Below are 26993 nucleotides of genomic sequence, written 5' to 3'. Positions count from 1 at the left end.
TCAACACCAGACCCCGGAAAACCCTCGGCTGGAAAACACCAGCGGAAACTCTCGACGAATTTCTCCGAGTGAGCCATACCTGAAGTGTTGCGACGACCGGTTGAATCCGCCCTGGGTCGCCCGGTCAAGCCGGGCGATGACGAGAGTTGTATGCCGCCGCAACCGCTAAACCTTTAGCGATCGCGGCAAGGCCGTATTCACGACGCCCCTTAAGCTGCAGAGAACTCCTCGTCAGGTAGCGTTGTGCCAACATTGCTACGCGTAGCCGAGGGGTTCATGACCGCTTCCACCAACAAGACGTCGCCAAAGCGCCGCCTGCTGCTCGCTTCCGACCGGACCGACCACAGCAGCGAGCTCGCCGCCATCCTGCAGTCCGTCGGCGAGGTGGAAACGGTCGCCACCTCGCAGATCCCGGAAAAGCCCGACCAACTCTCCGGTGTCGTCGTCGACATCAATCTGCGCTCGCCCGAGAGCGTGCAGATGGTGCGCAACAGGATGCGCAGCGAGGCCTATCGCGAAATGCCGCGCCTGTTCGTGCTGGCGGATGCGCTGCATCACGGCGCCATGCAGGCCTGGGCGCTGGGCGCCACCGATACGATCTGGCGGCCGTTCGATGCGCAAGGCATCCTGCAGCGCATCCGCGCCGCCTTTCCCGACGCCAGCGAGTATGACGAGACAGATCGCGGCAAGAGCCTGAACCGCGGCGTCGAGGCTGCGCATGCGGTGATGGTCAAGATTTTCGAGAAGCTGCCGGCCGGCCAGCCCCTGAAATTCGACGACATCGTCCAGGCCGAAACCAGGATACTGAAAGCGATCAAGCATTCCTCGCTGCGCGAGTGGCTGACCACGGTCGGCTGCCACCATCATGCCAGCTACCGCCACTGCCTGTTCGTGACCGGCTTTGCCGTTGCCTTTGCCCAGCATCTCGGCATGCGTGAGGACGACCAGCGCCGGCTTGCCCGGGCAGCCCTGCTGCATGACGTCGGCAAGGCCTTCGTCCCGCTTGCCATCCTCGAAAAGCCCGACGGGCTCACAGAGGAGGAACGCGCCGCCGTCCGCGCCCATCCGCGGCGCGGCCATGAGGCGCTGGTGGCGCAAGGCGGCTTCCCCGCGGAGATGCTCGACGTGGTGCTGCATCACCACGAGTTGCTCGATGGCTCCGGCTATCCCGATGCGCTGTCGGGCAAGGAGATCTCCGACATCGTCCGGTTGACCACCATCGTCGACATCTATGCCGCCCTGGTCGAGAACCGCTCCTACCGCGTGCCCTATACGCGGCTGAAGGCGTTCACGATCATGGAAGAGATGGGCGGCAAGATCGACCAGCAATTGCTGCAGGCGTTCCGGCCCGTGGCGGTGGGGATCGGCTGAACTGCTTCGCCGCTTCGCAGAACGAGCTAGCGCCTCTTGCTCTTCTTCACCTCCCCCTTGCGTGGGAGGTCGGAACGCATCGCCAGATGCGTTCCGGGAGAGGGGTGGCGTCATCGGCAGTCTTTCCGCGGGCCCCTCTCCCCAACCCTCCCCCGCAAGGGGGGAGGGAGTCCAGTCAGCGTGTGTCCCTCACGCGCCTTCCAGCATCTTCCGCAGCTCCGCCTTGGCCACCTTCTCCAGGGTCGAGCGCGGCATGTCGTCGACGAAGCGGATCTCGCGCGGCACCTTGAAGTCGGCGAGCGCGCTCTTGCAGGCGGCCATCACGTTGTCGTGCAGTTCGGCCGGCATCCGCGCCACGCCGTCCTGCGGAATGATGAACACCACCGGCACCTCGTCCAGCATCGGATGCTTCTTGGCGACCACGGCGGCCTCGCGCACGCCGGGGATCACGGCGATCACCTGCTCGATCTCGGATGCCGCGACGTTCTCGCCGCCGACCTTGAGCATGTCCTTGGCGCGGTCGCCGAACTTGATGAAGCCGTTGCCCAATAGCTCGACGCGGTCGCCGGTGAGGAAGAAGCCGTGCTCGTCGAAGCTTTCGCGCGTGGCCCTTTCGTTGTGCAGATATTCCGCAAACAGCGACAGGCCGGGAACGCCCTTGATGGAGAGATTGCCGGTGTCGCCGACTTTCGTCGGCGCGCCGTCATCGTCGGTGATGCGGATGGCGTATTCCGGCGCGGCGCGGCCGATCGACATCGGTATGTTGGGCTGATCGACCTCGCCGACAATGCCGTGGGTGATGGTTTCGGTCATGCCCCACCAGCCGATCATCTTGATGCCGAAGGCGGCAAAGGGCGGTGGCTCGTTGATCGCGGTGCCCCAGAGCCGGAACCTGTGATTCTCTGGAATCTCGTGCTCGAGCAGCGCCTTCATGCAGAACGGAATGGTCGAGGTCCAGGTCGCGCCATGCTCCAGCGCCACCGGCCAGAAGCGGCTCGCCGAAAAGCGCGGCTGGACGATGCAGGTCGCGCCGACCCACAGCGACGCCAGCATGGAATATGCGAGCGCATTGGTGTGGAATAGCGGCAAATAGGTCTGGTGCACGTCGTCCTGGTGCAAATCCTCATGCGCGGCGTTGATCTTGGCGCCCCACAGGGCATTGGCATGGGTCCACAGCACTGCCTTCGGCCGCGACGTGGTGCCGGAGGTGTATTGCACGCTGCAGGGTGCGAGCGGATCGGTGGCGCGGCGCGGCCGGTCGGCGCTGTCGGCAAACAGCGATTCAAAACTGTCGCCGCGTTGCGGGGCCTGCGCGGGTGCTGCGCCTGCGTCGTGCGAGATCACCGCCATCCAGCGCAAGCCCTTGCAATTGGCTGCCACCAGCTCGGCATAGGCCGGCTGCGTGATCGCGGCGACCGCGCCGCAATGGCCGGCGAAATACTCGATCTCGGCGGCGGCCGAGCGCGTGTTGGTGGTCACGGCGATGGCGCCGAGCTCGACGCAGGCAAACCAGGCCAGCATCGCCTCGATGCAATTGTCGAGATGGATCAGGACATAGTCGCCCTGCTTAATGCCGCGCCTGGCCAGGCCCGCGGCGAGCGCGCCGACGCGTTCATGGAATTCGCCGTAGGACCATTTTCGCGCGGGCGCGTCGAACGGCGCCCAGATCAGGAAAGGATGGTCGCGCCGCACCTCGGCGCGCATCCTGAGCAGCCAGGGCACGTCGAGCCCGTCAAAGGGGCTGATGACGCCCGGCGCTTGCCGTGAATGGATCATGCTTCCTCCCGTGCGGCCTTCGGGCCGCTGATTGTTGTCTTGGGTGGAGGTCTTTCTGCCACTGGATTGGGCGGGGGGCAAATGGGGGACGCACTGCTCTTTCCTTCGTCATGCCCGGGCTCGTCCCGGGCATCCACGTCTTGACGGTATCGCGGTCACGCAGACGTGGATGGCCGGGACGAGCCCGACCATGACGAGTGAGTGGAGACACCGCGCTACTTCAATTCCCCATACGACGAAATCTCGATCAGGCTGCCGTCCGGATCCCGGCAATAGACCGAGCGCAGCGTGCCGCGGGCGCCCTGTTTTGCCACCGGGCCTTCCTCGATGCTGACGCCGTTCGCCTTCAGATGCGCGACCACCTGTTCCGGCGTGCTCGAGGTGAGGAAGCAGAGGTCATCGCTGCCTGCCGTCTCGTGGTCGGCGGTGAACCATTCCACCTTGTCGGCATCGCGCGGCCGCACGTTGATCTTCTGGTTGCCGAACACCAGCGAGGTCCGCGGCGTCTTGCCGGGGCCGGGATCGAACACCTTGATCTCCATGCCCAGAATGGTTGCGTACCATTTTGCGGAACGCTGCACGTCCGAGACGTTGATCACGAGGTGATCGAGCGCGTTGACCTTCACGGACATTCCTCATCCTTTCGTCGTGGCGTTCGGTACTTCTGTCGCACTGGCCGCTTCCGGCGTTGTTTGTTACAACGCTGCCCGCTTCGACTTCAACAGACAAGGGCCGGCATCGCACCGGGCCTGCAGGGAGAAACTTCATGATTTCACGCCGTTCCGCCATTGGCCTCATCGCGCTCGCCGCTGCGGCCACAGCCCCGATCGGAAGCGCCATGGCGCTGGATTATCCGACCCGGCCGGTGAAATGGGTGGTCGGCTATCCGCCGGGCGGCGCCACCGACATCATCGGGCGCCTGATCGGGGCGCGGCTGTCGGAACGGCTCGGCCAGCAATTCGTGATCGAGAACAAGCCCGGCGCCGGCAACAACATCGCGACCGAGTCCGTCATCAACGCGGAACCCGACGGCTACACGCTGCTGTTCATAAATCCGGCCAACTACATCAATGCTTCGCTCTACACCAATCTCAAATTCAATGTCATTCGCGACATTGCCCCGATCGCGTCCTTCAACCGCGTGCCGAACGTGATGACCGTCAACAAGGACGTGCCGGCAAAGACGCCTGCCGAGTTCATCGCCTATGTGAAGGCCAATCCCGGCAAGGTGAACCTGGCTTCTTCCGGCAACGGGACGTCGGTGCATCTGTCCGGCGAGATGTTCATGGCGATGACCGGCGCCAAGATGACGCATGTGCCCTATCGCGGCGCGGCGCCGGCCCTGACCGATCTGATCGGCGGCCAGGTGCAGGTGATCTTCGACAACATGCCCTCGGTGCTGCAGCACATCAAATCCGGCACGCTGCGCGCACTGGCGGTGACCTCGACCGGGCGCACGCCGCAACTGCCCGACGTTCCGCCGCTGGCCGAGACCGTGCCCGGCTATGAAGCGAGCGCGCTGTTCGGTGTCGGCGCGCCGAAGAACACGCCGAAGGAAATCATCGCCAAGCTGAACGCGGAGATCAATTCGATCCTTGCCGAGCCCGCCATCAAGGCCCGCCTGACCGAGCTCGGCGGCGAGCCGCTGATCCAGACGCCCGAGCAGTTCGGCAAGGACATCGCCGCCGAGACCGAGAAGTGGAAGAAGGTGGTCGAAGGCGCGGGCCTCAAGGTCGAGTGACTGTGATCTGGCGCACGGAACTTTTCCGGACGCCATGGCGTATCCAGAGTAGGGTGACGCGGCCACACAGGAGATTACGGCCATGCGCAAGACACTATTGGCAATGATGATGGTACTGGCAGCCGGCGTTGCAAGCGTGACCGGCTCCGCGCCGGCCGCGGCCTATGATTATCCCTACTGCCTGCAGGGCCGTGGCGTCGGCATTCCCGGCGACTGCTTCTATCCGAGCTACGCGTCGTGCATGGCGGCGGCCTCGGGCCGCGCGCTTTCCTGCAACATCAATCCGCGCGTGGCCTTTGGCCAGCAGCAGCAACGCCGCGTTAAGCCGCGCTATTATTATTACGACTGAGAATTCGAGGCGGGTCGCTTGACTCGCCTCGCTTTGCGCCTATACTAAACTCTATGGTTAAGTATAAGGATGCAACGCTCGACCGCACTTTTGCGGCCCTTTCCGACCCGACCCGTCGCGCCTTGCTGGCGCGGCTGGTGGAGAGGGAGAGCCTCTCCGTGAGCGAATTGGCCCAGCCCTTTCCGATGTCGCTGCCGGCGATCATGAAGCATCTCGACGTGCTGTCGGATGCAGGCCTCATCGCGCGCGAGAAGACGGGCCGCACCGTGGCCTGCCGCCTCACCGCGCAGCCGATGGAGCAGGCGATGAACTGGCTCACTCGCTATGCGCGCTTCTGGTCCGAAAGTTTCGACCGCCTTGCCGCCCTCCTGGAGGAAGAACCATGGCCCAACCCGCAGCAGCCAAGCCCGCCTTTGTCGAGCGCCCGAGCCTCACCCTCACGCGGCGCTTCCGTGCGCGCCCGGAAAAAGTCTGGGCCGCGTGGACCGACCCGGAAACGCTGATCGGCTGGTTCTGCACGACGAAGGCGAAGCCCGGGACCCTGCGCGCCGAGCTCGACGTCCGCATCGGCGGCCGCTACCGCATCTCTTTCGACATGGAATCCGGCGAGCATTCCGAGGTCGGCGGCGTCTACCAAGAGGTCGTGCCGAACGAGAAGCTGGTGTTCTCCTGGGCCTGGCATTCGACGCCGGAGCGGGAGTCGCTGGTGACGGTGGCGATCAAGCCCGACGGCGCAGGCAGCCTCATGGTCTTCACCCACGAACAGTTCTTCGACGAGACCGCGCGCGACAACCATACCAAGGGCTGGAACGAGCTGTTTGCGCAGCTGGAAGCCATCCTCGCCTGAATTACGGGAGGCCACCATGCAGCCGCACAAGGTCGTCACGCGCGAGGAATGGATCGAGGCCCGCAAGGTCCACATGGCGCACGAAAAGGAGTTCACGCGCGCCCGCGACCGGCTCGCCGAGGAGCGCCGCGCGCTGCCCTGGGTGAAGGTCGACAAGGACTATGTGTTCGACGGCCCGAACGGCAAGGCGAAGCTCGCCGATCTCTTCAGGGGCCGCCCGCAGCTCGTGGTGCAGCATTTCATGTTCGCGCCGGACTGGGACGCCGGCTGCAAGAGCTGCTCGTTCTGGGCCGACGGGTTCGAGCGCATGATCCCGCATCTTGCGGCTCGCGACACCACGCTGGTCGCGGTTTCGCGTGCGCCGCTGGCGAAGCTCGAAGCCTTCAGGAAGCGGATGGACTGGACGTTCGACTGGTATTCGTCCGATGGCGGCGACTTCAACTACGATTTCGCCGTGTCGTTCACGCCGCAGGAGATCGAGGCGGGGCATCATCGCTACAATTTCGGCACCTCCGGCTTCGGCATCGAGGACGCGCCGGGCATCAGCGTGTTCTACCGCGACGAGGCGGGCAACATCTTCAATACCTATTCCTGCTTCGCCCGCGGCCTCGACATGATGAACGCCGCCTATCACTATCTCGACCTTACGCCGCTCGGGCGGCACGAGGAGGGCCTGCCCTATCCCATGGACTGGGTGCGGCTACGTGACCAGTACCGGCCGGAGCCCGCTCAGGCATCATGTTGCCACAGCTGACGCGCATCATCCGTCATTGCAAGCGAAGCGAAGCAATCCATTTCTCCACCAGCGAACTTATGGATTGCTTCGTCGCTTCGCTCCTCGCAATGACGGCATGTAACGGAAGGAACGTCCCATGGCCTATGTCGACGGCTTCATCGTCGCAGTCCCGAAGAAAAATCTCGCCGCCTACACGAAGCTCTCGAGACTGTGCGGCAAGGTCTGGCGCGAGCATGGCGCGCTCGACTATCGCGAGTGGGTCGCCGACGATGTCAAGCCCGGCAAGTGGACGTCTTTTCCCCGCGCGGTGAAGAAGAAGCCCAACGAGACCGTTGTGTTCGCCTGGATCACCTACAAGTCGCGTGCGGCGCGCGACAGGATCAACGCCAGGGTGATGGCCGACCCGCGGCTGAAGGTGCTGATGGACGCGAGCAACGCGCCGTTCGACGCCAAACGCATGATCTATGGCGGCTTCGCGAGCCTCGTGAAGGTGTGAGCCGCCGTTCGCCCGGCGGAATTCCGAAACCCTTTGGATAACCGGCCGCGTGCGCTGGACGCGCACGGTCAGGAAGATATTCTCAATGCGATTTTCTGGCTGCGCAGAAAAACAAGAACCGCTGCGGTCCTGGGCATCTATTTGAGCATACAGATTGCGATCCTGAAGATATTGGCGAGCCACGGCAGCGGCCGAGCGACGCTTTCTTCGCTCAATCGGGACATCGCCATCCTCACATCCAGCGGCGGCGAATGGAATGCGCGGATCAGGCGGCTGGCCGCCCGCGTTCCCGCGATCGACATTTTCGGCGACGGCTATGTGATGCGCGGCGACGAAGGCTGGGAGATCACCGCCGGGGGCCGCGATTTCCTCGCCATGCTGGAGGCCGTCACGCAGGACAATCTGCCGCAGGAGACGGAGCCTGAGCCGGATGGCGCTGGCGCGGCCGAACCGCTCACCCGCGGCGATCTCATCGTGGTCGGCCACCGCTTCAGGAACCGGGTGCATCGCCCCGGCACGCCGCTGCGCCGTGCGCGCGGCATCGCCGGCAGCGCGGGCATCCGCCACGGCGAGAACGCGTCGAGCTGATCCTCCTACGTCAGCAGCAGCGTCATCCCGGGATCGCCCTTCTCCATCGCGCGCCGGTAGGCCGGGCGCTGCCCGATCCTGGCGAGATAGCGCACGATGTCGGGGCAGCGGCCGATATCGTAGGGCAGGAAGTAGCGCATCGTGGTCAGCGAAAAGCCGATCATGATGTCGGCGGAGGTGAATTCGCGTCCCGCCAGATAGTCCGCTTCGCCAAGCCGCGCATTGACCAGATCGAACGCGCGATCGACCCGGGCGCGGTTGGCCTGCAGCACCGGATTGTCGGCGGCGAGGTTGAGCCGGTTCAGGATCATGTTGCGGCCCATCTGGGCCTGCAGCGTGCCGTTGGCGAAATGGAACCAGTAGAGGAACGCCGCGAAGTCGGGATGGTCGGGCGCAAGCGCGAGCCGCCCCCTGCCGTGTCTGGCGATGATGTATTCGACCACGGCGCCGGATTCGGCGAGCGTCAGGTTGCCGTCGGTGATCACGGGGGCCGCGCCGATCGGATGCAGCGCCTTGTACTCCGGCGGCGCCAGCATGGTGACGCCATCGCGCGTGTAACGTTTCAGCGCATATGGAATTTCCAGCTCCTCGCACAGCCAGACGATGCGCTCGGACTGCGACTTGCCGAGATGATGGACGGTGAGCATGTCCGGCTTCCTTTGGCGGGTTGACACTGACGCTGCGGCGGGGAGACTTGAGCGCATGCGCATTACCCTGATCCACGCCCTCAAACATTCGATTGTGCCGATTGAGGCGTCGTTCGCAAGGCTCTGGCCCGAGGCGCGGCTGATGAACCTGCTCGACGATTCCCTCTCGGCGGATCTCGCCCGCGACGGCGGGCTGAGCGATGCGATGACCGCGCGCTTCCTCGATCTCGGGCGCTACGCCGCATCGACCGGGTCGGATGCGATCCTGTTCACCTGTTCTGCATTCGGGCCCTGCATCGAGGCGGTGGCCCGCGCGCAGGCGCCGATGCCGGTGCTCAAGCCCAATGAGGCGATGATCGAGCAGGCCGCGAAATCGCGCCGCGTCGGCCTGCTCTCGACCTTCGCGCCGACACTGGCCTCGATGCCCGCGGAATTTCCGGCGTCCGTCACGATCGTGAAGAAACTGGCGGAAGGCGCGCTCACGGCGCTCGACCGCGGCGACCGCGCCGAACACGACCGCCTGGTGGTGGAGGCTTCGCAGGACTTGCGCGATTGCGACGTGATCGCGCTCGCCCAGTACAGCATGGCGCCGGCAGCCGCTCTGGTCGCTCGGGCCACGGGCCGGCCGGTGCTCACCACGCCCGACAGCGCGGTGACGAAGCTGAAGAAGATGCTTGGCTGATTGCGGGATGGTCGATGCGCAGTCCGATCGCAGGTTCGACGCTTCTGCTCGCCGCGCTGACCGCGCTCGGCGGCGCGGATGGGGCAGGCGCGCAGTCGCTGACGCCGTTCCGCAGCCAGGCGCAGGCGCAGCGCTATTGCCCTGATGATGTCGTGGTGTGGCTCGATTTCGCCAAGGGCATCTACTACGCGAGGGGCCAGAAGCTTTATGGCCGCGGCTTCGAGGGCAGCTTCGTTTGCCGCGAGGAGGCCCGCTCCAGCGGATATCGCCGTTCCCTGCTCGGGCTGCGATAGCTGCCGCTCGCCCGTCTTTGATCCAGGTCACACAACCACTTGATGGCGGACGCCCAAAAAAGCGGCTAAGCTGAACCGGTTGGATGCCGGGACACCCCGGCCGGGACAATTCCCTCCGCGTGTTCTGAAGGGAGAAGCAGCCATGTTGCGAAAAGCGATCGTTACCATCCTTGCCGTGGCCGTCATCGCCGTGATGTCGGTGACGGGGGCGCTGGCGAGAGGCGGCTTCGGCGGCGGTGGTTTCCGCGGCGGCGGTGGCGGCGGATTCCGCGGTGGCGGTTTCGGCGGTTTCCGCGGTGGCGGCATCGCCCGCGGTGTAGGATTCGGCGGCATGCGCGGCGGTGGCATCGCCCGTGGCGTCGGCATCGGCGGTTTCCGCGCTGCCGGCATCGGGCGCGGCGTCGGCATGCGTGGCATCGGCTGGCGCGGTGGCGGCGTGCGCGGACGCGGCTGGGGACGCGGCGTCGGGCTGGTCGGCCTCGGCGTCGGGCTCGGCTACGGCCTGGGCTATCCCTATTACGGCTACGACTATCCCTACTATTACGGCGCCTATGGCGGCGATTGCTACTGGGTGTATCGGAACGTCATGACCCCGTGGGGATGGCGCCGCCGGCTGGTCCAGCTCTGCTACTGATCGAGGCGGCCGCGCATCGCAACGGTGCGCGACATCTTGGCCGCGCCCGTTGATCGGGCCCGGCGCGCGGCGTAATGCTGGCTGTTTCGATCTGTCGCGCAGGGCTCGTACTTGAAACAGCTTGGCTCCGCTTCCCCGGCCTCGCCGCAATCCATTCGCGGCGTCGTCAAGTCGTTTTCCCTGTTCAGCCAGTCGATCCGGCGCAAGATCGTCGGCGTCGCGCTCGGCCTGATCGTCCTGATGGTGGTCACCTCCGTCCTGTCGATGTTCATGTCGGCGCAGGTCGGCCGCCTCCTCGACGAGCTGACCAATCGCTACATCCCCGCCTATGGCAATCTCGCGCGCGCCAATATCCGCTCGCTGGAGCGCGCGCTGTCGCTGCGGCAGATGGTGATCGCCAAGATGCAGGTGCCGCCGGACGAGGACGGCTACAAGGCCCGGCTGAAGCTGTTCCGCGACAAGGACGGCGAGGTCGAGCAGGAAACCGGCGCCGCGCGAAAGCTGATCAACGCGATCATCGCCGACACCGGCACGCCCTCCGACAATGCCGCGCTGGCGCGGATCGACACCAGGATCGAGGTCGCCGTCACCGATCTTCGCCGCGAGCTCGCAGGCGAAAGCGCAAAACTCATTGCCGCGCTCGAGGCCGGGAAATTCGAGGAGGCGCGCAGCACGCTCGCGCATGTCGACGGGCTGCGCGACCAGTTCACCGGCAAGGTCGATGCGATCCGCGCCGACATGCTGTCGCAGCTGCTTGCCTCCAGCAGGGTCGTGATCGGCAACCAGCGCCAGGCCATCATCGTCTCGGCGGCCGTCACCGTGCTGGCCGCCGCAATCGGCTGGATCTTTTCGCTCCTTGTCGCGAGCGGCATCACCCGTCCGGTGCGCCAGCTGTTGCAGGGCACGCGCGAGGTCGAGGCCGGCCGGCTCGACCGCTCGATCGACGTCTCCACCCAGGACGAGATCGGCCAGCTCTCCGCCGCCTTCAACCGCATGGTCGAGCAATTGCGCCGCAACGAGCGCATCCGCGAAACCTTCGGCCGCTACATCGATCCCAGAGTGGTCGAAGGCCTGCTCGACCGGCCCGAGGTCACGCTGACACAGGGCCAGCGTCGCACCATGACCATCCTGTTCTGCGACATGAAGGGCTTTACCGCGATGAGCGAGGGCATGACGCCGCAGGGGCTCGTCAAGGTCGTCAACTGCTATCTCTCGACCATGTCGGCGCCGATCCGCAGTCACCGCGGCATCATCGACAAATATATCGGCGACGCCATCATGGCCTATTGGGGCCCTCCCTTCATCGACGAGGCCGACCAGGCGCGCTTCGCCTGCGCCGCCGCAGTCGACATGGCTGAGCGCGTGCCGTCGCTGCGCACGCAACTGCCGGAGCTGCTCGGCATGCGCGCGATCCCCGTCGAATGCGACATCCGCATCGGCATCGCCACCGGCGAGGTGCTCACCGGCAGCATCGGCTCGGAATTCATGATGAGCTTTACCGTGATGGGCGACGCGGTGAACCTCGCCTCGCGGCTGGAGGGAGCGAACAAGCTCTATGGCACGCGCGTGCTGATCGCGGGCGCCACGGCGGCGGCGCTCGGCTCGGCCTTCGAGCTGCGCGAGGTCGACCGCCTCACCGTGGTCGGCCAGCACGTGCCGCAGACGATTTTCGAGGTGATGTCGCGCAACGGCGAGCTCACCCCGCAGCAGCGCCAGCTCCGCACCCGCTACGGCGAGGCGCTCGCCGCCTACCGCGCCGCGCGCTGGGACGAGGCGCGCGCCGCCTTCAATTCGGCGCTGGAAATTTCCCCCGGCGACGGCCCGTCGCTCGCGCTGCTCGCGCGCATCGACCTGCTCGCCGCCAACCCGCCGGCGGACTGGGACGGGTCGTGGCACATGGAGCACAAGTAGCGCGCGCTTTCACTGCGTACGCGGCGGCCAGTCCGGAATTATTAGGCTGGCGCACCCGACACGATTCGAACGTGTGACCTTTGCCTTCGGAGGGCAAGGGTGGGGAGATAGCCCACGCTTACCCAAAATTGCCTCAAGTTGCCAAATGCGATATAGTGGGCCCAAATTGGCCTAAGTTGGGGGCTACGGTCGTTTACCGAACTTCCCCCGGTTTTCCGGTCCTTGCTTACCTGATGCTTACCTGGGGGAAAATGCCCAAGCTAACCAAAAGGGTCATAGATGGGGCTACGGCGACCGCTGGTGAGCTATTCCTTTGGGATGACGAATTGCCCGGGTTCGGCCTGAGGGTTAAGAAAAGCGGCGCCAAGTCCTTCCTGGTGCAATACCGGAACGCCAATGGTCGGAGCCGGCGACTCACCGTTGGAAGGTACGGGGTCCTTACGGCTGAGGAGGGCCGGAAGGCAGCCAAACAAGCGCTGGCGGAGGTCGTCGGTGGGGCGGATCCAGCGGAGAACAAGAAGCTCGCTCGCGGAGCCATGACGATCGAGGAGCTTTGCCGCGAATATTTGGCCAAAGCTGAGGCTGGGCTGGTCCTAACACGTCGCGGCGAGGCCAAAAGCGACAGCACGCTCTACAGCGATACGGGGCGGATCAATCGGCACATCATTCCCCTGATCGGCAAGCGGACGGTCAAGGACTTCACTCCCACGGATGCCGGCAAGTTCCAGCGGGACGTTATCGCCGGAAAATCGGCCGCCGACATCAAGACGAAGCTGCGAGGCCGAGCAATCGTCACGGGCGGGAAGGGTACTGCTGCGCGAACGATGGGGCTGCTAGGCGGCATTTTCAGTTACGCCGTCAGCGAGGGCTATCGGACTGACAATCCTTGCAGCGGCATTGTGCGCCCGAAGGATGGTACGGATGAATGGCGCCTCGATGATGCCGGCTACCGTCAACTGGGGAAATGCCTCGCTGCTGCGGAGGCCGGCGGCCACCACTGGCAACGAGTACTCGCCAGTAGGGCGGCAACGTTGACCGGGTGCAGGCTAGACGAGATCGAAGGTCTGCTGAAAACAGAAGTCGATGTCGCCGGAAAGGCGCTTCGCCTCGGTGACACCAAGACAGGAAAAAGCATTCGCCCCGTCGGGTCCGCCGTCATAGCGGTTGTGAAGGAAGCATCGGCAAAATCTAAATCGAAGTACGTCTTTCCGGCCGTCACGACGAATGCAAAGCACCATACCGGCCTGACCAGGTGGCTTCAGAAAATTGCAGCCAAGGATGTTCCAGGCATCACCTGCAAGGGACTCCGGCATTCGTTCAGTTCGACGGCAGATGACCTTGGCTATTCACTACCAACTATCAAGGCGCTGGTGGGTCACTCACGGGCGAGCGTGACCGAGGGATACATTCATAAGATCGACACGGTGCTACTTGCGGCAGCCGATCGGATAGCGAAACACATCGACGACGCGATGACAGAACGAAAGCCAAATAGGTCCGGCCATCGTCGGGCGGCCTGACGCCATCGGCGCGGCTAGGGTAGCTCCCGAAAAGCTGGTCCGCACCAGCCTGCCGCGTCGTCACCAAGCGGATGCGCGACGGTTTGCAAATGTCGAAGGCAGGAGAAGTACCTGACGCCGTACAATTTGATCCCTTAAAGCTCGCCTATTGGACCTTACCAATGGCGCTCGGCTGGATCATCTGGAGAACGCCAGAGGCGGTGAAATCTCAATGGGAGTTGTATGACTTCCATTTGAGGGATCTAAATCGCGCTGCAGACGGTTCGCGGCCTCAATCGAAATTGAGATCGCTCCACGATCTCTTGCTTTCAACGGAAGGCGACGAAGTCGATCAATCAGCAGTTCTCGTGAAAGGCGCCGCGGCGCGCAACGATCTTTGGAACAAGCTCGGCTCAGCCAAGCTCACCGCTACGGGCATTGGGGTCCAATCTGGAAAGCGCGAGCCGATTGCCTGCACCGAGTGGCAGGACCTCGACTCATTTGATCCTGGCCTTGGTTGGCCCCTCGATGCAGTCGGCAAAGGACATAAACATGAGCTTAGATTCAAGAACGTAAGTGTCTCCGCAAAAGACGCGCTCGATCTATGGCCGCCGATTAGTGGTAGCTCTCGCACAGAATCAGAAGCGCCGAAGAAACAGGAAGGAAAGCCCCGGTCTCCGCGAACACCGCAGTCTCAAATTGAGCCCATATTTCAAACCTGGCGCGCGGAGCAGCGAGACGGCTACCTTCCTACCTACAATGAGGATGTCGCTCACATGAAGCAGTTTGGCGTTGGCCGCGACAGAGTTAGGGACCTTCGAAAGAAGTATGACGTTAGGAAGCGGGGGGAAAAGAATCCCCGATAGTAACGGCAAACCAGCGAAGAAATAGGCGGATAATCGGCGGCTAAATTTGCCGCATATCTTTACTGCGAATTTCCCGATGTTCCATTTACCACGCACCCACGGAGATGGATCCGTGATGATGTGAGGCTATGATGGACGCCGACGTATCCTCTCCTGGTGAGCGCCACCTCCGCCGCAAGGAGGCCGCCAACTACGTTGCCAATACCTACAATGTCCCCTGCTCACCCAAGACGCTGGCTAAACTCGCCTGCGTGAGTTCGGAAGGCCCTCCTTTTCGGCTCGCCGGGCGCTTCCCGCTTTATCCCATTTCGGGGCTCGACGCCTGGGCTCAAAAAAAGATCGGGCCTTTGGTCAGGTCGACGTCGGAGCGTCGCCTAATCCCATCCCCCAAATGAAAACCCGGCGGCACGATCCATCTTTGCAGGATTTGTTCGTGCGCACCGGGCTCGAAAGGATTTCAACGTGAAGAAATATACCAAAGCCGTCCTGAAAAGTCACACGGTTTCTGGCCTCCCGCTATTTGATTGGCGTCAGGCCGTTGTAATACAGCCGCCCTGCACTCGCGCCGGCATTCACCTTGCGCGCCGCTACCGTGTTCACCCATCCATCGCGGACGTCGTCGCCGACCTTGCCGGCCTCGGACCCAAGGAGGCAACGCGATGAATGACGCCACCCAAGGATACATTGATGCTGCGATTAGCAATGAAGCAGCAGTCGTTGCCGAGGCCCAAGTTTCAAGCCGGAATCACGTTCTAAATCGATCGGCCTTTAAACTAGGTACTATTCCAGGAACGCGGTTGGATGCTGTGGTTGACACCCTTTTGCCGGCTGCTCGAGAGAATGGCTATTTGGCAGAGCACGGCGAGAGCGCCACTCGTAAAGTAATCGAGAGCGGCTTCCAGAATGGTCAGCGCAAACAACGAACAGTGCCTCGTCACAATCGAGCGGAACGTCGCTTGCGGACCTTTGAAAGCAAGCGCGCACCTGGCACCGGCTCGTCGCCAACAGCCCCTTCGCCGGTACCGGGTGCTCTTCCCGGCCGTTTAACCTTTCCGGTCCGCACCCAGCCAGATCGGGATGGGAAGCCGCGCTTCTTAATGGTTGGCAACGAAGGTCCGCCAAGGAGGGACGACGAAAAACGCCGTCACGTATATTTGCGAGAATCGGCGCCGGTGCGGATCAAGATCATGCTCAAGAACGGCGGGGCCGCGAATTGGTATCGCGTGCAGGATGCTGACGGCGCTCTCGGCTGGCAGGCCAGAAAACCCGACGGGTTCGTTGACGTGCCCTATGTCGGTGGAGCCGATCCTTTTAACCTAGAGGTCGTTTCTGATGAAATCTATTGGCCGGAAGGCGAGAAAGACGTGGATACCCTTATTCGCATCGGCCTTTCGGCAGTCACATTTGGCGGCACTGGTGACGGGCTGCCGGAGGGGTGCGCCGCATATTTCGCTGGACGCAATGTTGTTGTTCTCGCTGACAACGACACCGGCGGACGCCAACATGCTGAGAAGAAGGCGGCACTCGTGGCTCCAGTAGCGGCAAGCATTCGCGTAGTCCATTTCACTGAGCTGGCGGAGAAGGGCGACGTGTCTGACTGGATGGCCTCGGGCAAGGACCGGGGAGATCTTGAACGTCGGATTGATGAAACCCCTTCTTGGAAACCAGTTCGGGTAGTCGAGAGCCCAGCCATTGCCGGGCTTGATGTCGTGTGTATGGCCGATGTTAAGCCGGCCTCGATCGAGTGGCTCTGGCCGAACTGGGTCGCCATCGGGAAAGTGTCGGTACTTGCCGGCGAGGGTGGTCGCGGCAAGTCCACCGTCCTGTGTGATCTGGCTGCGCGTACGACGGCCAGCGATAGATGGCCTGACGGAGCGGCTGCTAGCCCCGCTGGCGGCGTCATTATCCTAGCTGCGGAAGATGACATCGGAGACACCCTGGCCCCAAGGCTCCGGGCAGCGGGAGCGGTTATGGCGCGCGTCTTTGTCATTCGCTCCGTTCGTGACGAGGAACGGAAGAGGCGCGGCTTCAATCTTCAGGCTGATCTGGAGCGATTGGAAGCCGAGATCAGGAAGAGGGACAATATCCGACTGATCATCATTGATCCCGTGTCCAGCTATCTGGGTCGTGTCGATTCACATAAGAACGCAGACGTTCGGGCAGTGCTGGAACCTCTTGGTGAAATGGCAGCGCGCATGCGGGTCGCAATCATCTGCAATAACCATTTCAGCAAGGGCGCAGGCAACGCAAACAGCCGCGTGATTGGCAGTGTGGCCTTCGTCAATCAAGCCCGCGCAGCGTTCATCGTCACGCCGGACGAAGAGGACAGAACCCGGATGTTACTCATCCCCTCCAAGATGAACATCGCCCCCATTCGACACGGGTTAGCTTACAGAATCGAAGGTTGTATGATCCATTCCGAAGGATCGGAAATCGCCGCCTCCCGGATCATGTATGAAAGTACCCCGGTCATGATCAGCGCCGATCAGGCGTTGGCAGCCTTGAACGCCCCAGGGGAAAACAAGTCGGATAAGTCCGAGGCGGTTCAATTTCTCAAGGAAGTGCTCAAAGCCGGCCCTGTAGCCGCCAAAGATGTCAAAAAAGAAGCCAATGATGCGGGCATTTCCTCGAAGTCTCTGCGTAGCGCCCGCGAGGCCCTTCGAGTCAAACCCGAGAAGGCCGGCTTTGAAGGCGGATGGGTTTGGAAGCTCCCGAAGATGCCCTCGGAGGCCGAAGATGCCCGTGAAAATCAAAGGGCACCTTCGAGGGACTGAGGGCATCTTCGACGAGTGGAGGAGCGTTTCACCGCTATGACAGACGCCGCCAGACCGTCAATCTCTCCTGCCGCCGCGCGCATGCGCCGCCATCGTCAGCGTCAGCGCGAGGGCATGCATTGCCTGACTGTCCAGTTACGCGAAACGGAAATCGACGTTCTCATACACAAAGGGCTGCTAAAGCCTGAAATGCGTCACAGTAAGAACGCTATCATCAATGCGCTGCATGCCTTTTTTGATCATACTTTAAGTAGGATGCCATGACGCGCAACGGTGTAGAACGAAAAACACGTTCCCAAATGATTTAGGAACCCGCGAGGGAATGATGACAAAGGTCAATCAGAAGCCAAAGGTCAAGAGGAGAAAACGCGACGATGAAAACTCGATGTGGAGCTGGTTCGAAGATTTTGTGATCGACGGCGATCTGTTTTCGTTTACTGATCATGCTGGAATTAAGCTCGAGGACGTGCCGCCGGAAAAGGTCTGGGACGTATTTCGGGACCACTACACGAGATCGGGCGCAATCGACATCCATAAGTTTGCTACGGATGTGGCAACCTGGGGGCGAATTGCCTCACGTGTCGTTGAACTTCAACTTGAGAGGTCCCGCAGTGCGCGCCGCGCCTAAGCGGCTGACCACGCAGGCGCCGCAACTGGATATTTGCCGACTTTCGAATCCGGGCGTATCCCGCCAAAGTGATGTCGTAACGGTGTTTTGGCGGGGCATCGTGTCGAGGATCGAAATTACCTCGACGGCCATGCGCCTCGGCGGGAGACGGGAATGGTTCAAATGCCCGGTCTGCTCCAAGCGGGTGCGGATCCTGTACGGTCCGAGTTTCGCTTGCCGATCGTGCCAGCGGCTGAACTATCCATCGACTAGGCAGTCTTCGCGAGACAGAGCCACCACTCGAGCCGTTCTGGTGCGGCGCAAGCTGGGTGGTGATGGCAGCCTCCTTGAACCCTTCCCCGGCCGGCCGAAAGGGATGAAGCGCAAAACCTGGTGCCGGCTCTTTGCGAAGGCTAGCCGCGACGAACAACGTGTTATTGCCGGAATGGCAGCGGCTGTGGCTAAGTTGTCGGCGCAATTAGGGCGTGGACGCAAAAGCGCGTAGCCAGATGCGGATAGTGGAGCCGCCGATGTCCGCTTTCAGGAGTGAAGCGGACATGCCGTCCGTGGCCGGGCATGTCTGCTTGTGACCCAAGTCGGACATCGGGGTCATCCCCGCACGGCGAACGCCGAAGCGGTCCTCAGGGCTGACTTGATCTCTCGCCATCGAGCCAATCCTGCTCCACAGCGAGCGATCGCCGTGCAGCCTCCATGCGCTTGAATCGACGAAATGCCGCGCCATCCACAGCGCGTTCGGCGAAGTGCGCGCAGTTCTCGGCGCTTTCCAAATAACCGTCCGACTGTTTCATAACTGTCGAAACGCTCTGGACAAATGGAAGTTCCTTGCAAGGAACCGAGTGACAACACTCACAATGGGTGCCTCATAAGAACCCGCGAGGTCGGGAAAGCGTGATATCGGTGCAGTTCTTTCTGCTTCTAGCGACGAGTATCGCCATGACCGGCCTAGTCTGGGACGTTAATAAACTCCGCATTGCAACGGACGCGGCGGGCATCGCCTTGTGGTCTTGGAACGTCGATACAGACCGATTGGAGATGGACGAGCGGGGCCATGTGCTCTGGGGAGTTCCAAACACCGGGGTCATCACCTTCGAGGTCCTGTCCGCATGCATTCACCCCGAGGATCTGGACCGGGTTCGAGCCGCCTTTGCGGCTACGCGTGATGTGCTGGGTGGTTACGAAACGGACTTTCGCATTCTGTGCGATGGCAAGGTTCGTTGGATTTCCGCAAGGGGACGCGGCGACGACCAAGGGATCGTCGGCAGGATTATGTATGGCGTGTTCATCGATGTTACGGAAAGGAAGAAGGCAGAGGAAGCCCGCGAAATGCTCGCTGGCGAAATGAACCATCGAGTGAAGAATATCTTCGCAATAACTTCAGCTCTTACAACAATATCTGCCCGTTCGACGACAACAAAAGACGAAATGGTGAAAGACGTCCGCCAGCGCATAATGGCACTCTCAAGAGCCCACGACATGGTTCGCCCCGATTTTGGCCAACAGAAAAAGGCGGCACAGCTCGGCGACTTGCTGGGTACGCTTCTGGCGCCCTATGCCAACGCGCATTCGGAAACGGAACGTGTTCACATTTCTACGCCAAAGTTGCTGGTGGGCGAAAAGTCAGCGACGACGCTGGCACTAGTCGTGCACGAGTTGGCGACCAATTCCGTTAAGTACGGAGCTCTGTCGACTGCCAATGGCACGCTCGATATAAAATGCAGCGTCACTGATGGTGAAGTAACGGTTGTCTGGAGCGAAAATGGCGGACCATTGGTCTTTAAACCGTCCGGGCAGTCCGGGTTTGGTACGAAGCTGGTTGTTAGCAGTCTTTCGGATCAGCTGGGGGGCACGATTTCGGCGAGCTGGCCACCGGCCGGCGCGGTCATCACCCTTAAAATGAGTGAGGCCCGGCTCGGCGCATAAGACGGCGAACTTGTCGGAGTTTAGCACCTTTGAGACATCCCGGGGCGGTCTGATCATGTCCGTTTCCGGGGCTAGACCGGAAGTCACCGCCAGACCGCCAAACCGACGCGAATGACCCTAAGGGGACATTCTAAAGCATGTCTTTGTAGTCCGTTTTCGGGTGAGAAGCGGACATGGACTGCCGAGCGCGCCCGGCCAATGGCCGGCTTATTCCGTAACATCTAGCTTGCGAATCCGGCCGCGATGTTCACATCGCCTGGAGCGCGCCGAATTTCTTCAAGAGCCAGTTCAGAGCCTCGGCTGTCACCGCATCGACGTCGCCGTTGCCTCGGCCGGCGACAACCGACCCCGGCGGGACCGACCCCGGGAGATTTTGCACTTTCGTTTTGAGAGCTTTGGGGAGAGCAGGCAGATAATCAGGCCAATTCTTCAGCTGATACTGCCAGATCCCAACAAGTTCGGCGGTCGCATCTCCAAAGGTCTGCGCGCGCAGCTCGGGCGCGAGCCGTCGCTGCAGCGTTTTTCGGTCGTTGTCGGAAATGCCAGGTTGATGTAGCACAAGAAACAATAGTCCCTTGTGTAGGTTGGATACCTTGGGACCCGTGTCATGCAAATGAACCGGCTTAATCTCCTTCATCTGATCACCTCCAGCGATGAACCTGCTTCGAAAGTGCTGCTCCACTTAATCTAGGCAAGATCCGGAAATGCCGTCCATTCATCCTAAGCGGGTATTTGTCCGTTCGCAAGCGTGGCTAAACTAGGCCACGGACCAACTAATTCCGTAACATCTGATTTTCGGAGTGTGGACGGGCGGCGCCGTTGGTCACAGCGCTGATCAGGCCGCCCGGCTTGGTGCGGTCTCATCTTCTGCTATTTCATCTCGCGCCATGTCGTCGATCGACGGCGAACCGGCAAGGTCCTGCGCGACAAGCCGCAGCATCAGCGCCTGCTGGCGAGGCGGCAGCGATGTGGTTTCGCGATCAAGAACGATTCGCAGACGCTCGCCGATCTCGTCGCAGATCGCGCGGCAATGCGAACTATCAATTTGCAGCCTGGTACCGGCGCTCATTGTCTGATCCCTGTTCGGTCGAGATGATAGGGCCAGCATTTTAAGGCTCCGGACCCGAACTGCCGCACATTCGAGGGGACGTGTTCAGAAGAAGTTCACCGTGCCGGCTGCTCGTTCCTGGCGCGGCAAAGCAACCAGTATCGAAAAAAGCCGGCGCGATTTCGCGTTCACAGCGCGAAAAATCGCCTCGAATAAGGCTTCATTTACGGGTCTCGGTCAGCTTCCCAACCCGGTGATCATTGCTGCGGCTGTAAAGAGGTTGCAGCTTCCCGGATGGGCAGTCCGCTCCGATGCTTGAATTCGATAGCTCCACGCTGGCTAACATGACGGCAGCACTGGATCATGGTTGCAAAATGCTGTCTGGCGACGTCGACACCGCCGGCAATCGTAAGCGCATCGGAGATGCCATCATTGCCGCGGCAAGATCCTACAAACGCTCGCTGCCCCAACTCAATGAGGTTGCGGAGAGTGAGGCCGCAGCAATCTTAGGTCATCGAGAGGGGCCGTTTTTCATTCGACTCAAACCGCATTGGTGGTGAGAACTCCACGGTTATGCGGAGCCTCCCGACCACCTTGCAGCGAGCCTCGAACAGATATCCGACCGTGATCCTTACAAGCGGATATAGCGAGGTCTTGGCGGAGAAAGCGCATATCGGGTTCGATCTGATTCAGAAGCCGTACTCCGTAGAATCGCCTTTTGGTCTGCTGCGAAAGGCGATCGAGCGGCCTGAAGCGCACGGGCTGATTTCCTGGCGTATGCCCGTTGAGTTTTGAACGGCTGAGTTCCGCGGCCGTTAGCGCCACATACCGCGCATTCGCTCGCGTATATCTATCCGTGGCGCTTGCCCGGGTGTTGGCTTGCTCGATGCGCTCGGTGCGGCCGGCCACGCCTGTCGTTCGAAAAGCTGCAGCAGGTGATCCGGAATGAAGCGCGTGCGCGAGGCATAGAGGTGACGATCGCCGCGCGAATGTTGGCCGTGTACGAAGAATCGCTGCGGGACAATGAGGTGGAGGGCGTCTTTGGCCCGCGTCATGGCGACGTAGAGCAGACGCCGCTCTTCTTCCAGTTCGGCCGTGGTACCGGCACCGAGATCAGACGGCATGCAGCCATCAACGACGTTCAGGGCGTAGACCGACTTCCATTCCTGGCCCTTGGCGGAATGAATCGTGGAAAGGATCAGATAGTCCTCATCGCGCAGTGGCGGTCCTGAGCGGTCGCTGGTCGCGTCGGGAGGATCGAGAGTAAGTTCGGTCAGAAAGCGTTCGCGCGAGGGGTAGCCGGCAGCAATCTGTTCAAGCTGCAGCAGGTCGGCGAGGCGGACTTCGCTGTCCTCATGGATGCGCTCAAGGTGGGGCGTGTACCAAAGCCTTGTCCGTTCAATGTCAGCCGGCCATTCGGAATGGCGGAGGTTTGTGATGGTTCGGACAAAGCCGGTCCAATCGTCGCCTGCGCGCGGTGGGACCGGCAGAGCGGCAAGTGCCGAAACGGGATCAGCTGCAACGGCCATCTGGTCAAGAATGCGCTGGGCCGACGCCGGCCCGATGCCGGGCAACAAATGAAGCACCCGAAAGCCGGCCACCCGGTCGCGGGGATTCTCCACAAACTTCAGGAGCGCCAGAACGTCTTTGACGTGCGCGGCGTCCAGAAACTTCAAGCCGCCGAATTTGACGAACGGGATATTGCGCCGTGCCAGTTCGACTTCCAACTGGCCGCTATATGACGACGTCCTGAACAGCACGGCCTGTTCCTTGAGGAGCGATCCTTCTTCCCGGCTGGCCAGCACCTGTTCGACGACATAGCGCGCCTGGTCGGCCTCGTCGCGCACCGTGACGAGCTGCGGAAGCTGTGCCGAACTGCGCTCCGTCCAGAGGTTCTTGGTGAACCGTTCCCGCGCCAGTCCGATCACGCCATTGGCAGCGGCGAGCACCGCCTGCGTAGAGCGGTAGTTGCGGTCGAGCGTGACGATCTCCGCCTTCGGGCTGAAGTGATCCGGAAAGTCCAGAATGTTCCTGACGGTGGCCGCGCGAAACGAATAGATCGACTGGGCGTCGTCGCCGACCACCGTCAGCCCCCGGCCATCTGGTTTGAGCGCGAGCAGAATTGTCGCCTGCAGCCGGTTTGTGTCTTGGTATTCGTCGACCATGATGTGATCGAAGCGCCCGCCGATCTCTACGGCGATTGCGGGCTCGGACATCATCTGAGCCCACCATAGCAGCAGGTCGTCATAGTCCAAAACGTTCTGCTTCTGCTTGGCTTCGACAAAGGCAGCGAACAGCTGCTTGAGCTCGCCGGCCCAGCCGGAGCACCACGGATAGTGCTGACCGAGCACCGTCTCGATCGGCAGCTCCGCATTCACGCAGCGGGAGTAGATGGCGAGACACGTGCCCTTCGTGGGGAAGCGGCTCTCGGCCCTGGAAAAACCAAGCTCGTGGCGCACCAGATTCATCAGGTCCGCCGAATCTTCGCGGTCGTGAATGGTGAAGGCAGGATCAAAGCCGATGCGCTCGGCATACTCCCTCAGGAATCGCGCTCCAATGCCGTGGAAGGTGCCGGCCCACGTCAGGGCGTCCGTCATGATGCCGGCTTTGTCGCTCAGGACACGGCGCGCGATGCGCTCGACGCGCTGGGTCATCTCTGAGGCGGCGCGACGCGAAAACGTCATCAGAAGAATCTTGCGGGGATCGGCGCCCTTGATGATGAGATGAGCCACGCGGTGGGCGAGCGTGTTGGTCTTGCCAGATCCGGCGCCGGCGATGACAAGCAGCGGCGAGCCGATCACACCATCCGGCCCGACGCCATGCTCCACGGCGCGGCGCTGCTCCGCGTTGAGGCCTTCCAGATAGTTCTCGGCGGTCGCGAGCACGAATCATTCTCCACGTCGATCCAAACGCTCTGACAATTCAGGCGTGCTCGCAATGAAAGATGTCGGAGATCCCGGTTAGAGAGGTTAAGAGCGGCTTGCCGTTGCCGTCTCCATTGTCAGAACGGGTAGGCCAGCGCGATTTCGCGTCGGAGCGCTTCGATGCGTCGTGCCGCTTCATCGGCCGAAAGATGCTCGGCGAATTGGCGGGGTTGGTACGCCTCGATGGCCAGTGATTGCAGCATCTCGGCCTCGCCCCTCGTCGTGGGCGCGTCCAGCCGGTCGGGAAGGCGGAGGCAGGACATCCAAGGCTCCAATTTTGATTCTTGAGGGCTTGCGCATGTGTTCTTTATTTGTTCTTATGGAGGACAAAGCGCAAGGGCTTGGCCATGGACAACAGAGTAAACGAATATCGACGTAGAATCAGCGCCTTAAGGTTAGAGATGGGCAGGGTTGAGGCGGCGATGCGCGCCGAAATTGCCCGCGATCAGGACTGTTCGGTGACGGCCATGCGGTTGATGGGTTTGCGCGCCGAGGTCGCTGAACTGGCCAGGCTGAGAACCAGCCTTGGCGATAGCGCTCCGATCGGCACGGCAGACATTCGAAAGCCGCGCTTTGCCAGGGGCTGATCGATGCCCGACATCGGATTTGTCCGGTCAGAGATCGAACGCCTGCGCGTTCAGCTCGCCGGACAACGCAGGGAGATTCTGCAGCTGCAGAAGGCCGGCATTTCGACAGCGGCGGCGGAAGCGCTGCTGCAGCGATTGCTCGACAGGATCGACGCGCTCTGTGTGCAGCGCGACCGGCTGAAGGCAGAACTCCCGGGGGCGCCCATGGTCAGGCGCGCGGGAGGTTCCCCTCGGTGAGCGGACATCCAAGGTATTTCTCGGATGAGATTGAACCGCCGGTCTGGCTGAAGGCGCTGGCCGAAGTCCGCCGCATGGCGCCCCGGCAGGGTTACTGCTTTCTGCACGTCCAGGCGATTACCGTTGCCATCGATCAGTACGCCGAAGCGGTGACGGGCAATCGCGACTACTTTCTCGACAAGCCGTACAGCATCGGCGGGAGTCGCAGGGGCGGCGACGTGCCTTAGCCGACTGTTATGCGAGGCTCGTTCAGCGGCCGACTTGTTTCATAACATCTGTTTTGCGAATCCGTGAAGCGGCGTTGCGAGATCGCGATGACCTCGAGCCCTTGATTGCCGGCGCCACGACATCGCCAACGGCCTTGTTGCTGGCACGCCAAAAATAGCCCCATCAGGCCGAAGTGCCTTCTTTGGCCTGTCTTGCCTGGTGCTGACTGCGAAGTTGCATGCCACCGGCAATCCCCACACCAAGAACGTATATCCAGCCTTCAGTGAAATCGAATAGATGCGAATTGAACAACGAACTGATGACATTCTGCAGGACGATTGTTGCACCGATACCCGCGGCCCAGCCGCCCTCACGAAACAGCAGGAAATGAGACAGCCACATTGCATAAAGAAGCAGAACTCCGAGCGTACCCCATTGAACGGCAACGTAGAGGGTCTGATTGTGCGGATTTCTGGTAACGACGGCCTCTGCGCCGCTCTTCCCGATCGCGGCCTTCTGAAAAAGATCGCGGATGGAACCCGTTCCGTGTCCGACAACGGGAGCTTCGTGGAAGAACTGCAGAGACTTCTTCCAGAACTCAACACGCAGCCCAGTTGACGTTTCGGCGTTGTCATCCTTGTATCGCTCATAGTCTCTGGTCGTATCAAACGTCGGGCACATACGAGGCGATTGCACCATTGCTACGCTCAACAAGACGGCAACAACAGACAAGGAAAGAGCCGCGCGCCAGTTTAGGCATCGAAAGGCGATCGCCGCCAGGAGGACCGGAAGTGTCAGGAGGGTAGTTCGCGATGCAACAACAAACGTCATGTTGAGAATGAAGCACAAAGCAAGGGTGATCGCCGCAGCACCCCAAGGCCATCGGCGTTCTTTTGGAAGAAGTGTCGCGCAATAGATCAGTGTGACTGCGCATAGGGCAAATTCCTGACCTTGATCGATGTAGTTCTTCACGAACACACCGCAGACTTCCGAACCTGGAGGCTTGATCGTAAAAGTTGGATTGAACGCGACAGCCCACGACATGGCCATGTTCACGGCGCAGGAGGCAACAAACGCCACCATCACCCACGTGCCGCGAGAAGAGCGTTCAAAATGATAAAACAATCCGGGCAGCATCAATAATCTTGCAGCAGGATTGATTGCGTGAGCGCGATCGCTCCACGTCGCCTCCGACCAGAGGGTCCCAGCGACCGCCAGTGCGAAGAACGCAAATGGCAAATAGCATATGGGCCGCTTCAGGCTCTCAAAGTAGACAGTGTAATCTATGGTCAAAGCGGCCGCGCCGAGCCAGCACAAGCCAAATACAATGACCATTGATGTCGACCACGGAAGTGCGCCGGCGGTCAACACTGCGAAGAAATCTGCAATTCCAGCAAACAGGGCCGTATTTCGCCAAAGCCGCAGAATTGCCGACGACGAGGGCTGTGTCTCACCTATTGACATGCGAGCAAACACCTTGCCCGACGTTTGCGGGCTGCAACCGAAAGAATAGCTTTGCTGCTGATTACGACAATGATTTGGACCATCGAAGGGGACAGGAACTATTGGACTGACGAAATGATACTTAAGTTAAGCACCACCGATGTGGCGGGGTCCGAGATCGCGGCCAACTGCAGCCACGTCTTTCACTAGCCACGTCTTTCACTCTGCACCATCCAGCACCCACGCCGAGACGTGTTGGCGGCCAAAGACCGATCGCATCGATAATGGTCTTTCCGATCGGTTGACGAACTACCTTCAGCTCGTGGTGTCCAACTAGCGCGACGATGATATCGCATTCCACAACGGCCTGGTCATACTCCATGAAGGTGAGGGCGCAAGCGCGATGGTCCCTCTGAATCGACGCGTCGCGACAAGGGTCGACCGCCACTACCCGTCCCGGCCAGAAAGCTGACAGCTTAAGCGTGTTCTGAAGCGCCGGACTTTCACGGCAATCATCGGTATTTGGCTTGTAGGAAAGTCCCAGACACGCGGCTTTGGCAGTCGGGCTGTGGCCAAGCTGGTCTCCACCTTCTGATCTTCCCTGGCGTAGTTTGAAGGGGCGGACATACGGAACACTGGGAAAAGCAGGAAAGCCAGCTGTTGCCGAATGGCAACAACTAGTACAAATCTGAAACCACCTGTCCACCAATCCGCTGGGCCCTGCTCCCCCAGGATACGGCCCCGACCGCTTCGCCTCATGCTGACGAGTCCATCAGCACAACGATTTTC

The 26993-nt window shown here is 61.4% G+C and carries 30 protein-coding genes, 1 tRNA gene and 3 pseudogenes; 24 read left to right on the top strand and 10 right to left on the bottom strand.

Annotated elements, in window-relative coordinates; translation table 11 throughout:
• Nucleotides 1–276: 276 nt before the first annotated feature.
• Nucleotides 277–1371: an HD domain-containing phosphohydrolase gene (locus HZB49_RS15405; protein WP_291612785.1), complete on the top strand. Its 1095-nt coding sequence runs from the start codon at nt 277–279 to the stop codon at nt 1369–1371.
• A 189-nt stretch (nt 1372–1560) separates the two neighbouring features.
• Here the strand turns inward: HZB49_RS15405 and HZB49_RS15400 are convergent, their stop codons facing one another.
• On the bottom strand, nt 1561–3147 hold the full coding sequence (locus HZB49_RS15400; protein WP_291612783.1) for an AMP-binding protein: 1587 nt from the start codon (nt 3145–3147) through the stop codon (nt 1561–1563).
• Between the two features lie 215 nt (nt 3148–3362).
• Complete coding sequence (locus HZB49_RS15395) at nt 3363–3779, bottom strand: VOC family protein (RefSeq protein ID WP_291612781.1); 417 nt, start codon at nt 3777–3779, stop codon at nt 3363–3365.
• Between the two features lie 134 nt (nt 3780–3913).
• Between HZB49_RS15395 and HZB49_RS15390 the strand changes: the two genes are divergently transcribed.
• The 7 genes and pseudogenes from HZB49_RS15390 (at nt 3914) to HZB49_RS15360 (ending at nt 7904) form a co-directional block, all read left to right on the top strand.
• Complete coding sequence (locus HZB49_RS15390; RefSeq protein ID WP_291612778.1) at nt 3914–4888, top strand: tripartite tricarboxylate transporter substrate binding protein; 975 nt, start codon at nt 3914–3916, stop codon at nt 4886–4888.
• Between the two features lie 82 nt (nt 4889–4970).
• Complete coding sequence (locus HZB49_RS15385) at nt 4971–5237, top strand: DUF3551 domain-containing protein (protein ID WP_291612776.1); 267 nt, start codon at nt 4971–4973, stop codon at nt 5235–5237.
• 53 nt (nt 5238–5290) lie between these two features.
• Nucleotides 5291–5482 (top strand): annotated as a pseudogene (locus HZB49_RS15380) (metalloregulator ArsR/SmtB family transcription factor); the annotation flags it as partial.
• A 137-nt stretch (nt 5483–5619) separates the two neighbouring features.
• Complete coding sequence (locus tag HZB49_RS15375; protein WP_291612775.1) at nt 5620–6084, top strand: SRPBCC domain-containing protein; 465 nt, start codon at nt 5620–5622, stop codon at nt 6082–6084.
• 16 nt (nt 6085–6100) lie between these two features.
• The gene (locus tag HZB49_RS15370) at nt 6101–6838 is read left to right on the top strand and encodes a thioredoxin family protein (RefSeq protein WP_291612773.1); all 738 of its coding nucleotides are present in this window, start codon (nt 6101–6103) and stop codon (nt 6836–6838) included.
• A gap of 118 nt (nt 6839–6956) precedes the next feature.
• Nucleotides 6957–7316, top strand: coding sequence for a DUF1428 domain-containing protein (locus HZB49_RS15365; protein WP_291612771.1), 360 nt, complete (start codon nt 6957–6959; stop codon nt 7314–7316).
• Nucleotides 7317–7457: 141 nt separating this feature from the next.
• A complete protein-coding gene (locus tag HZB49_RS15360; RefSeq protein WP_291612769.1) occupies nt 7458–7904 on the top strand; it encodes an aminoacyl-tRNA deacylase in 447 nt (148 codons plus the stop codon).
• 5 nt (nt 7905–7909) lie between these two features.
• Here the strand turns inward: HZB49_RS15360 and HZB49_RS15355 are convergent, their stop codons facing one another.
• A complete protein-coding gene (locus HZB49_RS15355) occupies nt 7910–8551 on the bottom strand; it encodes a glutathione S-transferase (protein WP_291612767.1) in 642 nt (213 codons plus the stop codon).
• A 55-nt stretch (nt 8552–8606) separates the two neighbouring features.
• On the opposite strand from HZB49_RS15355, the gene HZB49_RS15350 reads away from it, so the two are divergent.
• The 4 genes from HZB49_RS15350 to HZB49_RS15335 all read left to right on the top strand — a co-directional run bounded on the left by HZB49_RS15350 (nt 8607) and on the right by HZB49_RS15335 (nt 12071).
• Entirely contained in the window at nt 8607–9233 is a 627-nt protein-coding gene (locus HZB49_RS15350; RefSeq protein WP_291612765.1) for an aspartate/glutamate racemase family protein, read from the top strand.
• Between the two features lie 14 nt (nt 9234–9247).
• A complete protein-coding gene (locus HZB49_RS15345; protein WP_291612764.1) occupies nt 9248–9526 on the top strand; it encodes a hypothetical protein in 279 nt (92 codons plus the stop codon).
• A gap of 142 nt (nt 9527–9668) precedes the next feature.
• Entirely contained in the window at nt 9669–10160 is a 492-nt protein-coding gene (locus HZB49_RS15340) for a hypothetical protein (protein ID WP_291612762.1), read from the top strand.
• A 240-nt stretch (nt 10161–10400) separates the two neighbouring features.
• On the top strand, nt 10401–12071 hold the full coding sequence (locus HZB49_RS15335) for an adenylate/guanylate cyclase domain-containing protein (RefSeq protein WP_291612800.1): 1671 nt from the start codon (nt 10401–10403) through the stop codon (nt 12069–12071).
• A 47-nt stretch (nt 12072–12118) separates the two neighbouring features.
• Here the strand turns inward: HZB49_RS15335 and HZB49_RS15330 are convergent.
• A tRNA-Arg gene (locus tag HZB49_RS15330) sits at nt 12119–12213 on the bottom strand.
• Between the two features lie 91 nt (nt 12214–12304).
• Between HZB49_RS15330 and HZB49_RS15325 the strand changes: the two are divergent.
• The 7 genes and pseudogenes from HZB49_RS15325 to HZB49_RS15295 all read left to right on the top strand — a co-directional run.
• A pseudogene (locus HZB49_RS15325) lies at nt 12305–12580 on the top strand (Arm DNA-binding domain-containing protein); the annotation flags it as partial.
• A 27-nt stretch (nt 12581–12607) separates the two neighbouring features.
• A complete protein-coding gene (locus HZB49_RS15320; RefSeq protein WP_291612798.1) occupies nt 12608–13591 on the top strand; it encodes a tyrosine-type recombinase/integrase in 984 nt (327 codons plus the stop codon).
• 89 nt (nt 13592–13680) lie between these two features.
• Nucleotides 13681–14436, top strand: coding sequence for a hypothetical protein (locus tag HZB49_RS15315; RefSeq protein WP_291612760.1), 756 nt, complete (start codon nt 13681–13683; stop codon nt 14434–14436).
• 659 nt (nt 14437–15095) lie between these two features.
• On the top strand, nt 15096–17210 hold the full coding sequence (locus HZB49_RS15310; protein WP_291612758.1) for an AAA family ATPase: 2115 nt from the start codon (nt 15096–15098) through the stop codon (nt 17208–17210).
• 36 nt (nt 17211–17246) lie between these two features.
• A complete protein-coding gene (locus HZB49_RS15305) occupies nt 17247–17474 on the top strand; it encodes a hypothetical protein (protein ID WP_291612757.1) in 228 nt (75 codons plus the stop codon).
• Between the two features lie 61 nt (nt 17475–17535).
• The gene (locus HZB49_RS15300; protein WP_291612755.1) at nt 17536–17838 is read left to right on the top strand and encodes a hypothetical protein; all 303 of its coding nucleotides are present in this window, start codon (nt 17536–17538) and stop codon (nt 17836–17838) included.
• Nucleotides 17839–18771: 933 nt separating this feature from the next.
• The gene (locus tag HZB49_RS15295) at nt 18772–19758 is read left to right on the top strand and encodes an HWE histidine kinase domain-containing protein (RefSeq protein WP_291612753.1); all 987 of its coding nucleotides are present in this window, start codon (nt 18772–18774) and stop codon (nt 19756–19758) included.
• A 247-nt stretch (nt 19759–20005) separates the two neighbouring features.
• On the opposite strand, the gene HZB49_RS15290 is transcribed toward HZB49_RS15295, so the two are convergent.
• A complete protein-coding gene (locus tag HZB49_RS15290) occupies nt 20006–20395 on the bottom strand; it encodes a hypothetical protein (RefSeq protein WP_291612751.1) in 390 nt (129 codons plus the stop codon).
• A 198-nt stretch (nt 20396–20593) separates the two neighbouring features.
• Nucleotides 20594–20827: a hypothetical protein gene (locus HZB49_RS15285; RefSeq protein WP_291612749.1), complete on the bottom strand. Its 234-nt coding sequence runs from the start codon at nt 20825–20827 to the stop codon at nt 20594–20596.
• A 290-nt stretch (nt 20828–21117) separates the two neighbouring features.
• On the opposite strand from HZB49_RS15285, the gene HZB49_RS15280 reads away from it, so the two are divergent.
• Together HZB49_RS15280 and HZB49_RS15275 are read left to right on the top strand one after the other, a co-directional pair.
• Nucleotides 21118–21366, top strand: coding sequence for a hypothetical protein (locus HZB49_RS15280; protein ID WP_291612747.1), 249 nt, complete (start codon nt 21118–21120; stop codon nt 21364–21366).
• A gap of 52 nt (nt 21367–21418) precedes the next feature.
• A pseudogene (locus tag HZB49_RS15275) lies at nt 21419–21601 on the top strand (hypothetical protein); the annotation flags it as partial.
• Nucleotides 21602–21621: 20 nt separating this feature from the next.
• Here HZB49_RS15275 and HZB49_RS15270 read toward each other — a convergent pair.
• Nucleotides 21622–23691, bottom strand: coding sequence for an ATP-dependent helicase (locus tag HZB49_RS15270; protein ID WP_291612745.1), 2070 nt, complete (start codon nt 23689–23691; stop codon nt 21622–21624).
• Nucleotides 23692–23807: 116 nt separating this feature from the next.
• Nucleotides 23808–23993 carry a hypothetical protein gene (locus HZB49_RS15265; protein ID WP_291612743.1) on the bottom strand — a complete coding sequence of 62 codons (186 nt, stop codon included), beginning with the start codon at nt 23991–23993 and terminating at the stop codon, nt 23808–23810.
• 159 nt (nt 23994–24152) lie between these two features.
• Between HZB49_RS15265 and HZB49_RS15260 the strand changes: the two genes are divergently transcribed.
• The 3 genes from HZB49_RS15260 to HZB49_RS15250 are packed head-to-tail and all read left to right on the top strand — an operon-like array spanning nt 24153 to nt 24781.
• Nucleotides 24153–24317 (top strand): hypothetical protein, encoded by a 165-nt coding sequence (locus tag HZB49_RS15260; RefSeq protein WP_291612741.1) that lies wholly within the window; start codon nt 24153–24155, stop codon nt 24315–24317.
• Nucleotides 24318–24320: 3 nt separating this feature from the next.
• Entirely contained in the window at nt 24321–24554 is a 234-nt protein-coding gene (locus HZB49_RS15255; RefSeq protein WP_291612739.1) for a hypothetical protein, read from the top strand.
• On the top strand, nt 24551–24781 hold the full coding sequence (locus HZB49_RS15250) for a hypothetical protein (protein ID WP_291612737.1): 231 nt from the start codon (nt 24551–24553) through the stop codon (nt 24779–24781). Before HZB49_RS15255 ends, HZB49_RS15250 begins: the two co-directional genes overlap by 4 nt.
• A gap of 163 nt (nt 24782–24944) precedes the next feature.
• On the opposite strand, the gene HZB49_RS15245 is transcribed toward HZB49_RS15250, so the two are convergent.
• On the bottom strand, nt 24945–26225 hold the full coding sequence (locus tag HZB49_RS15245; protein WP_291612735.1) for an O-antigen ligase family protein: 1281 nt from the start codon (nt 26223–26225) through the stop codon (nt 24945–24947).
• A 121-nt stretch (nt 26226–26346) separates the two neighbouring features.
• Complete coding sequence (locus HZB49_RS30055) at nt 26347–26910, bottom strand: UDP binding domain-containing protein (protein ID WP_365858012.1); 564 nt, start codon at nt 26908–26910, stop codon at nt 26347–26349.
• Between the last annotated feature and the right edge of the window lie 83 nt (nt 26911–26993).

It is taken from the genome of Bradyrhizobium sp. (assembly GCF_016219575.1).
Lineage (GTDB): Bacteria > Pseudomonadota > Alphaproteobacteria > Rhizobiales > Xanthobacteraceae > Bradyrhizobium.
This window is presented reverse-complemented; position numbering and strand designations above follow the sequence as displayed.

Bases quoted from the DNA above. Each gene is read 5' to 3' on its own strand.
- HZB49_RS15310 (WP_291612758.1), top strand. From the start codon at position 15,096: ATGAATGACGCCACCCAAGGATACATTGATGCTGCGATTAGCAATGAA.
- HZB49_RS15285 (WP_291612749.1), bottom strand. From the start codon at position 20,827: ATGAGCGCCGGTACCAGGCTGCAAATTGATAGTTCGCATTGCCGCGCG.
- HZB49_RS15340 (WP_291612762.1), top strand. From the start codon at position 9,669: ATGTTGCGAAAAGCGATCGTTACCATCCTTGCCGTGGCCGTCATCGCC.
- HZB49_RS15390 (WP_291612778.1), top strand. From the start codon at position 3,914: ATGATTTCACGCCGTTCCGCCATTGGCCTCATCGCGCTCGCCGCTGCG.
- HZB49_RS15305 (WP_291612757.1), top strand. From the start codon at position 17,247: ATGACAGACGCCGCCAGACCGTCAATCTCTCCTGCCGCCGCGCGCATG.
- HZB49_RS15345 (WP_291612764.1), top strand. From the start codon at position 9,248: ATGCGCAGTCCGATCGCAGGTTCGACGCTTCTGCTCGCCGCGCTGACC.
- HZB49_RS15385 (WP_291612776.1), top strand. From the start codon at position 4,971: ATGCGCAAGACACTATTGGCAATGATGATGGTACTGGCAGCCGGCGTT.
- HZB49_RS15375 (WP_291612775.1), top strand. From the start codon at position 5,620: ATGGCCCAACCCGCAGCAGCCAAGCCCGCCTTTGTCGAGCGCCCGAGC.
- HZB49_RS15255 (WP_291612739.1), top strand. From the start codon at position 24,321: ATGCCCGACATCGGATTTGTCCGGTCAGAGATCGAACGCCTGCGCGTT.
- HZB49_RS15335 (WP_291612800.1), top strand. From the start codon at position 10,401: ATGGTGGTCACCTCCGTCCTGTCGATGTTCATGTCGGCGCAGGTCGGC.
- HZB49_RS15300 (WP_291612755.1), top strand. From the start codon at position 17,536: ATGACAAAGGTCAATCAGAAGCCAAAGGTCAAGAGGAGAAAACGCGAC.
- HZB49_RS15405 (WP_291612785.1), top strand. From the start codon at position 277: ATGACCGCTTCCACCAACAAGACGTCGCCAAAGCGCCGCCTGCTGCTC.
- HZB49_RS15315 (WP_291612760.1), top strand. From the start codon at position 13,681: ATGTCGAAGGCAGGAGAAGTACCTGACGCCGTACAATTTGATCCCTTA.
- HZB49_RS15370 (WP_291612773.1), top strand. From the start codon at position 6,101: ATGCAGCCGCACAAGGTCGTCACGCGCGAGGAATGGATCGAGGCCCGC.
- HZB49_RS15265 (WP_291612743.1), bottom strand. From the start codon at position 23,993: ATGTCCTGCCTCCGCCTTCCCGACCGGCTGGACGCGCCCACGACGAGG.
- HZB49_RS15350 (WP_291612765.1), top strand. From the start codon at position 8,607: ATGCGCATTACCCTGATCCACGCCCTCAAACATTCGATTGTGCCGATT.
- HZB49_RS15290 (WP_291612751.1), bottom strand. From the start codon at position 20,395: ATGAAGGAGATTAAGCCGGTTCATTTGCATGACACGGGTCCCAAGGTA.
- HZB49_RS15245 (WP_291612735.1), bottom strand. From the start codon at position 26,225: ATGTCAATAGGTGAGACACAGCCCTCGTCGTCGGCAATTCTGCGGCTT.
- HZB49_RS15280 (WP_291612747.1), top strand. From the start codon at position 21,118: ATGCTTGAATTCGATAGCTCCACGCTGGCTAACATGACGGCAGCACTG.
- HZB49_RS15395 (WP_291612781.1), bottom strand. From the start codon at position 3,779: ATGTCCGTGAAGGTCAACGCGCTCGATCACCTCGTGATCAACGTCTCG.
- HZB49_RS15260 (WP_291612741.1), top strand. From the start codon at position 24,153: ATGCGCGCCGAAATTGCCCGCGATCAGGACTGTTCGGTGACGGCCATG.
- HZB49_RS15295 (WP_291612753.1), top strand. From the start codon at position 18,772: ATGACCGGCCTAGTCTGGGACGTTAATAAACTCCGCATTGCAACGGAC.
- HZB49_RS15320 (WP_291612798.1), top strand. From the start codon at position 12,608: ATGACGATCGAGGAGCTTTGCCGCGAATATTTGGCCAAAGCTGAGGCT.
- HZB49_RS15365 (WP_291612771.1), top strand. From the start codon at position 6,957: ATGGCCTATGTCGACGGCTTCATCGTCGCAGTCCCGAAGAAAAATCTC.
- HZB49_RS15355 (WP_291612767.1), bottom strand. From the start codon at position 8,551: ATGCTCACCGTCCATCATCTCGGCAAGTCGCAGTCCGAGCGCATCGTC.
- HZB49_RS15400 (WP_291612783.1), bottom strand. From the start codon at position 3,147: ATGATCCATTCACGGCAAGCGCCGGGCGTCATCAGCCCCTTTGACGGG.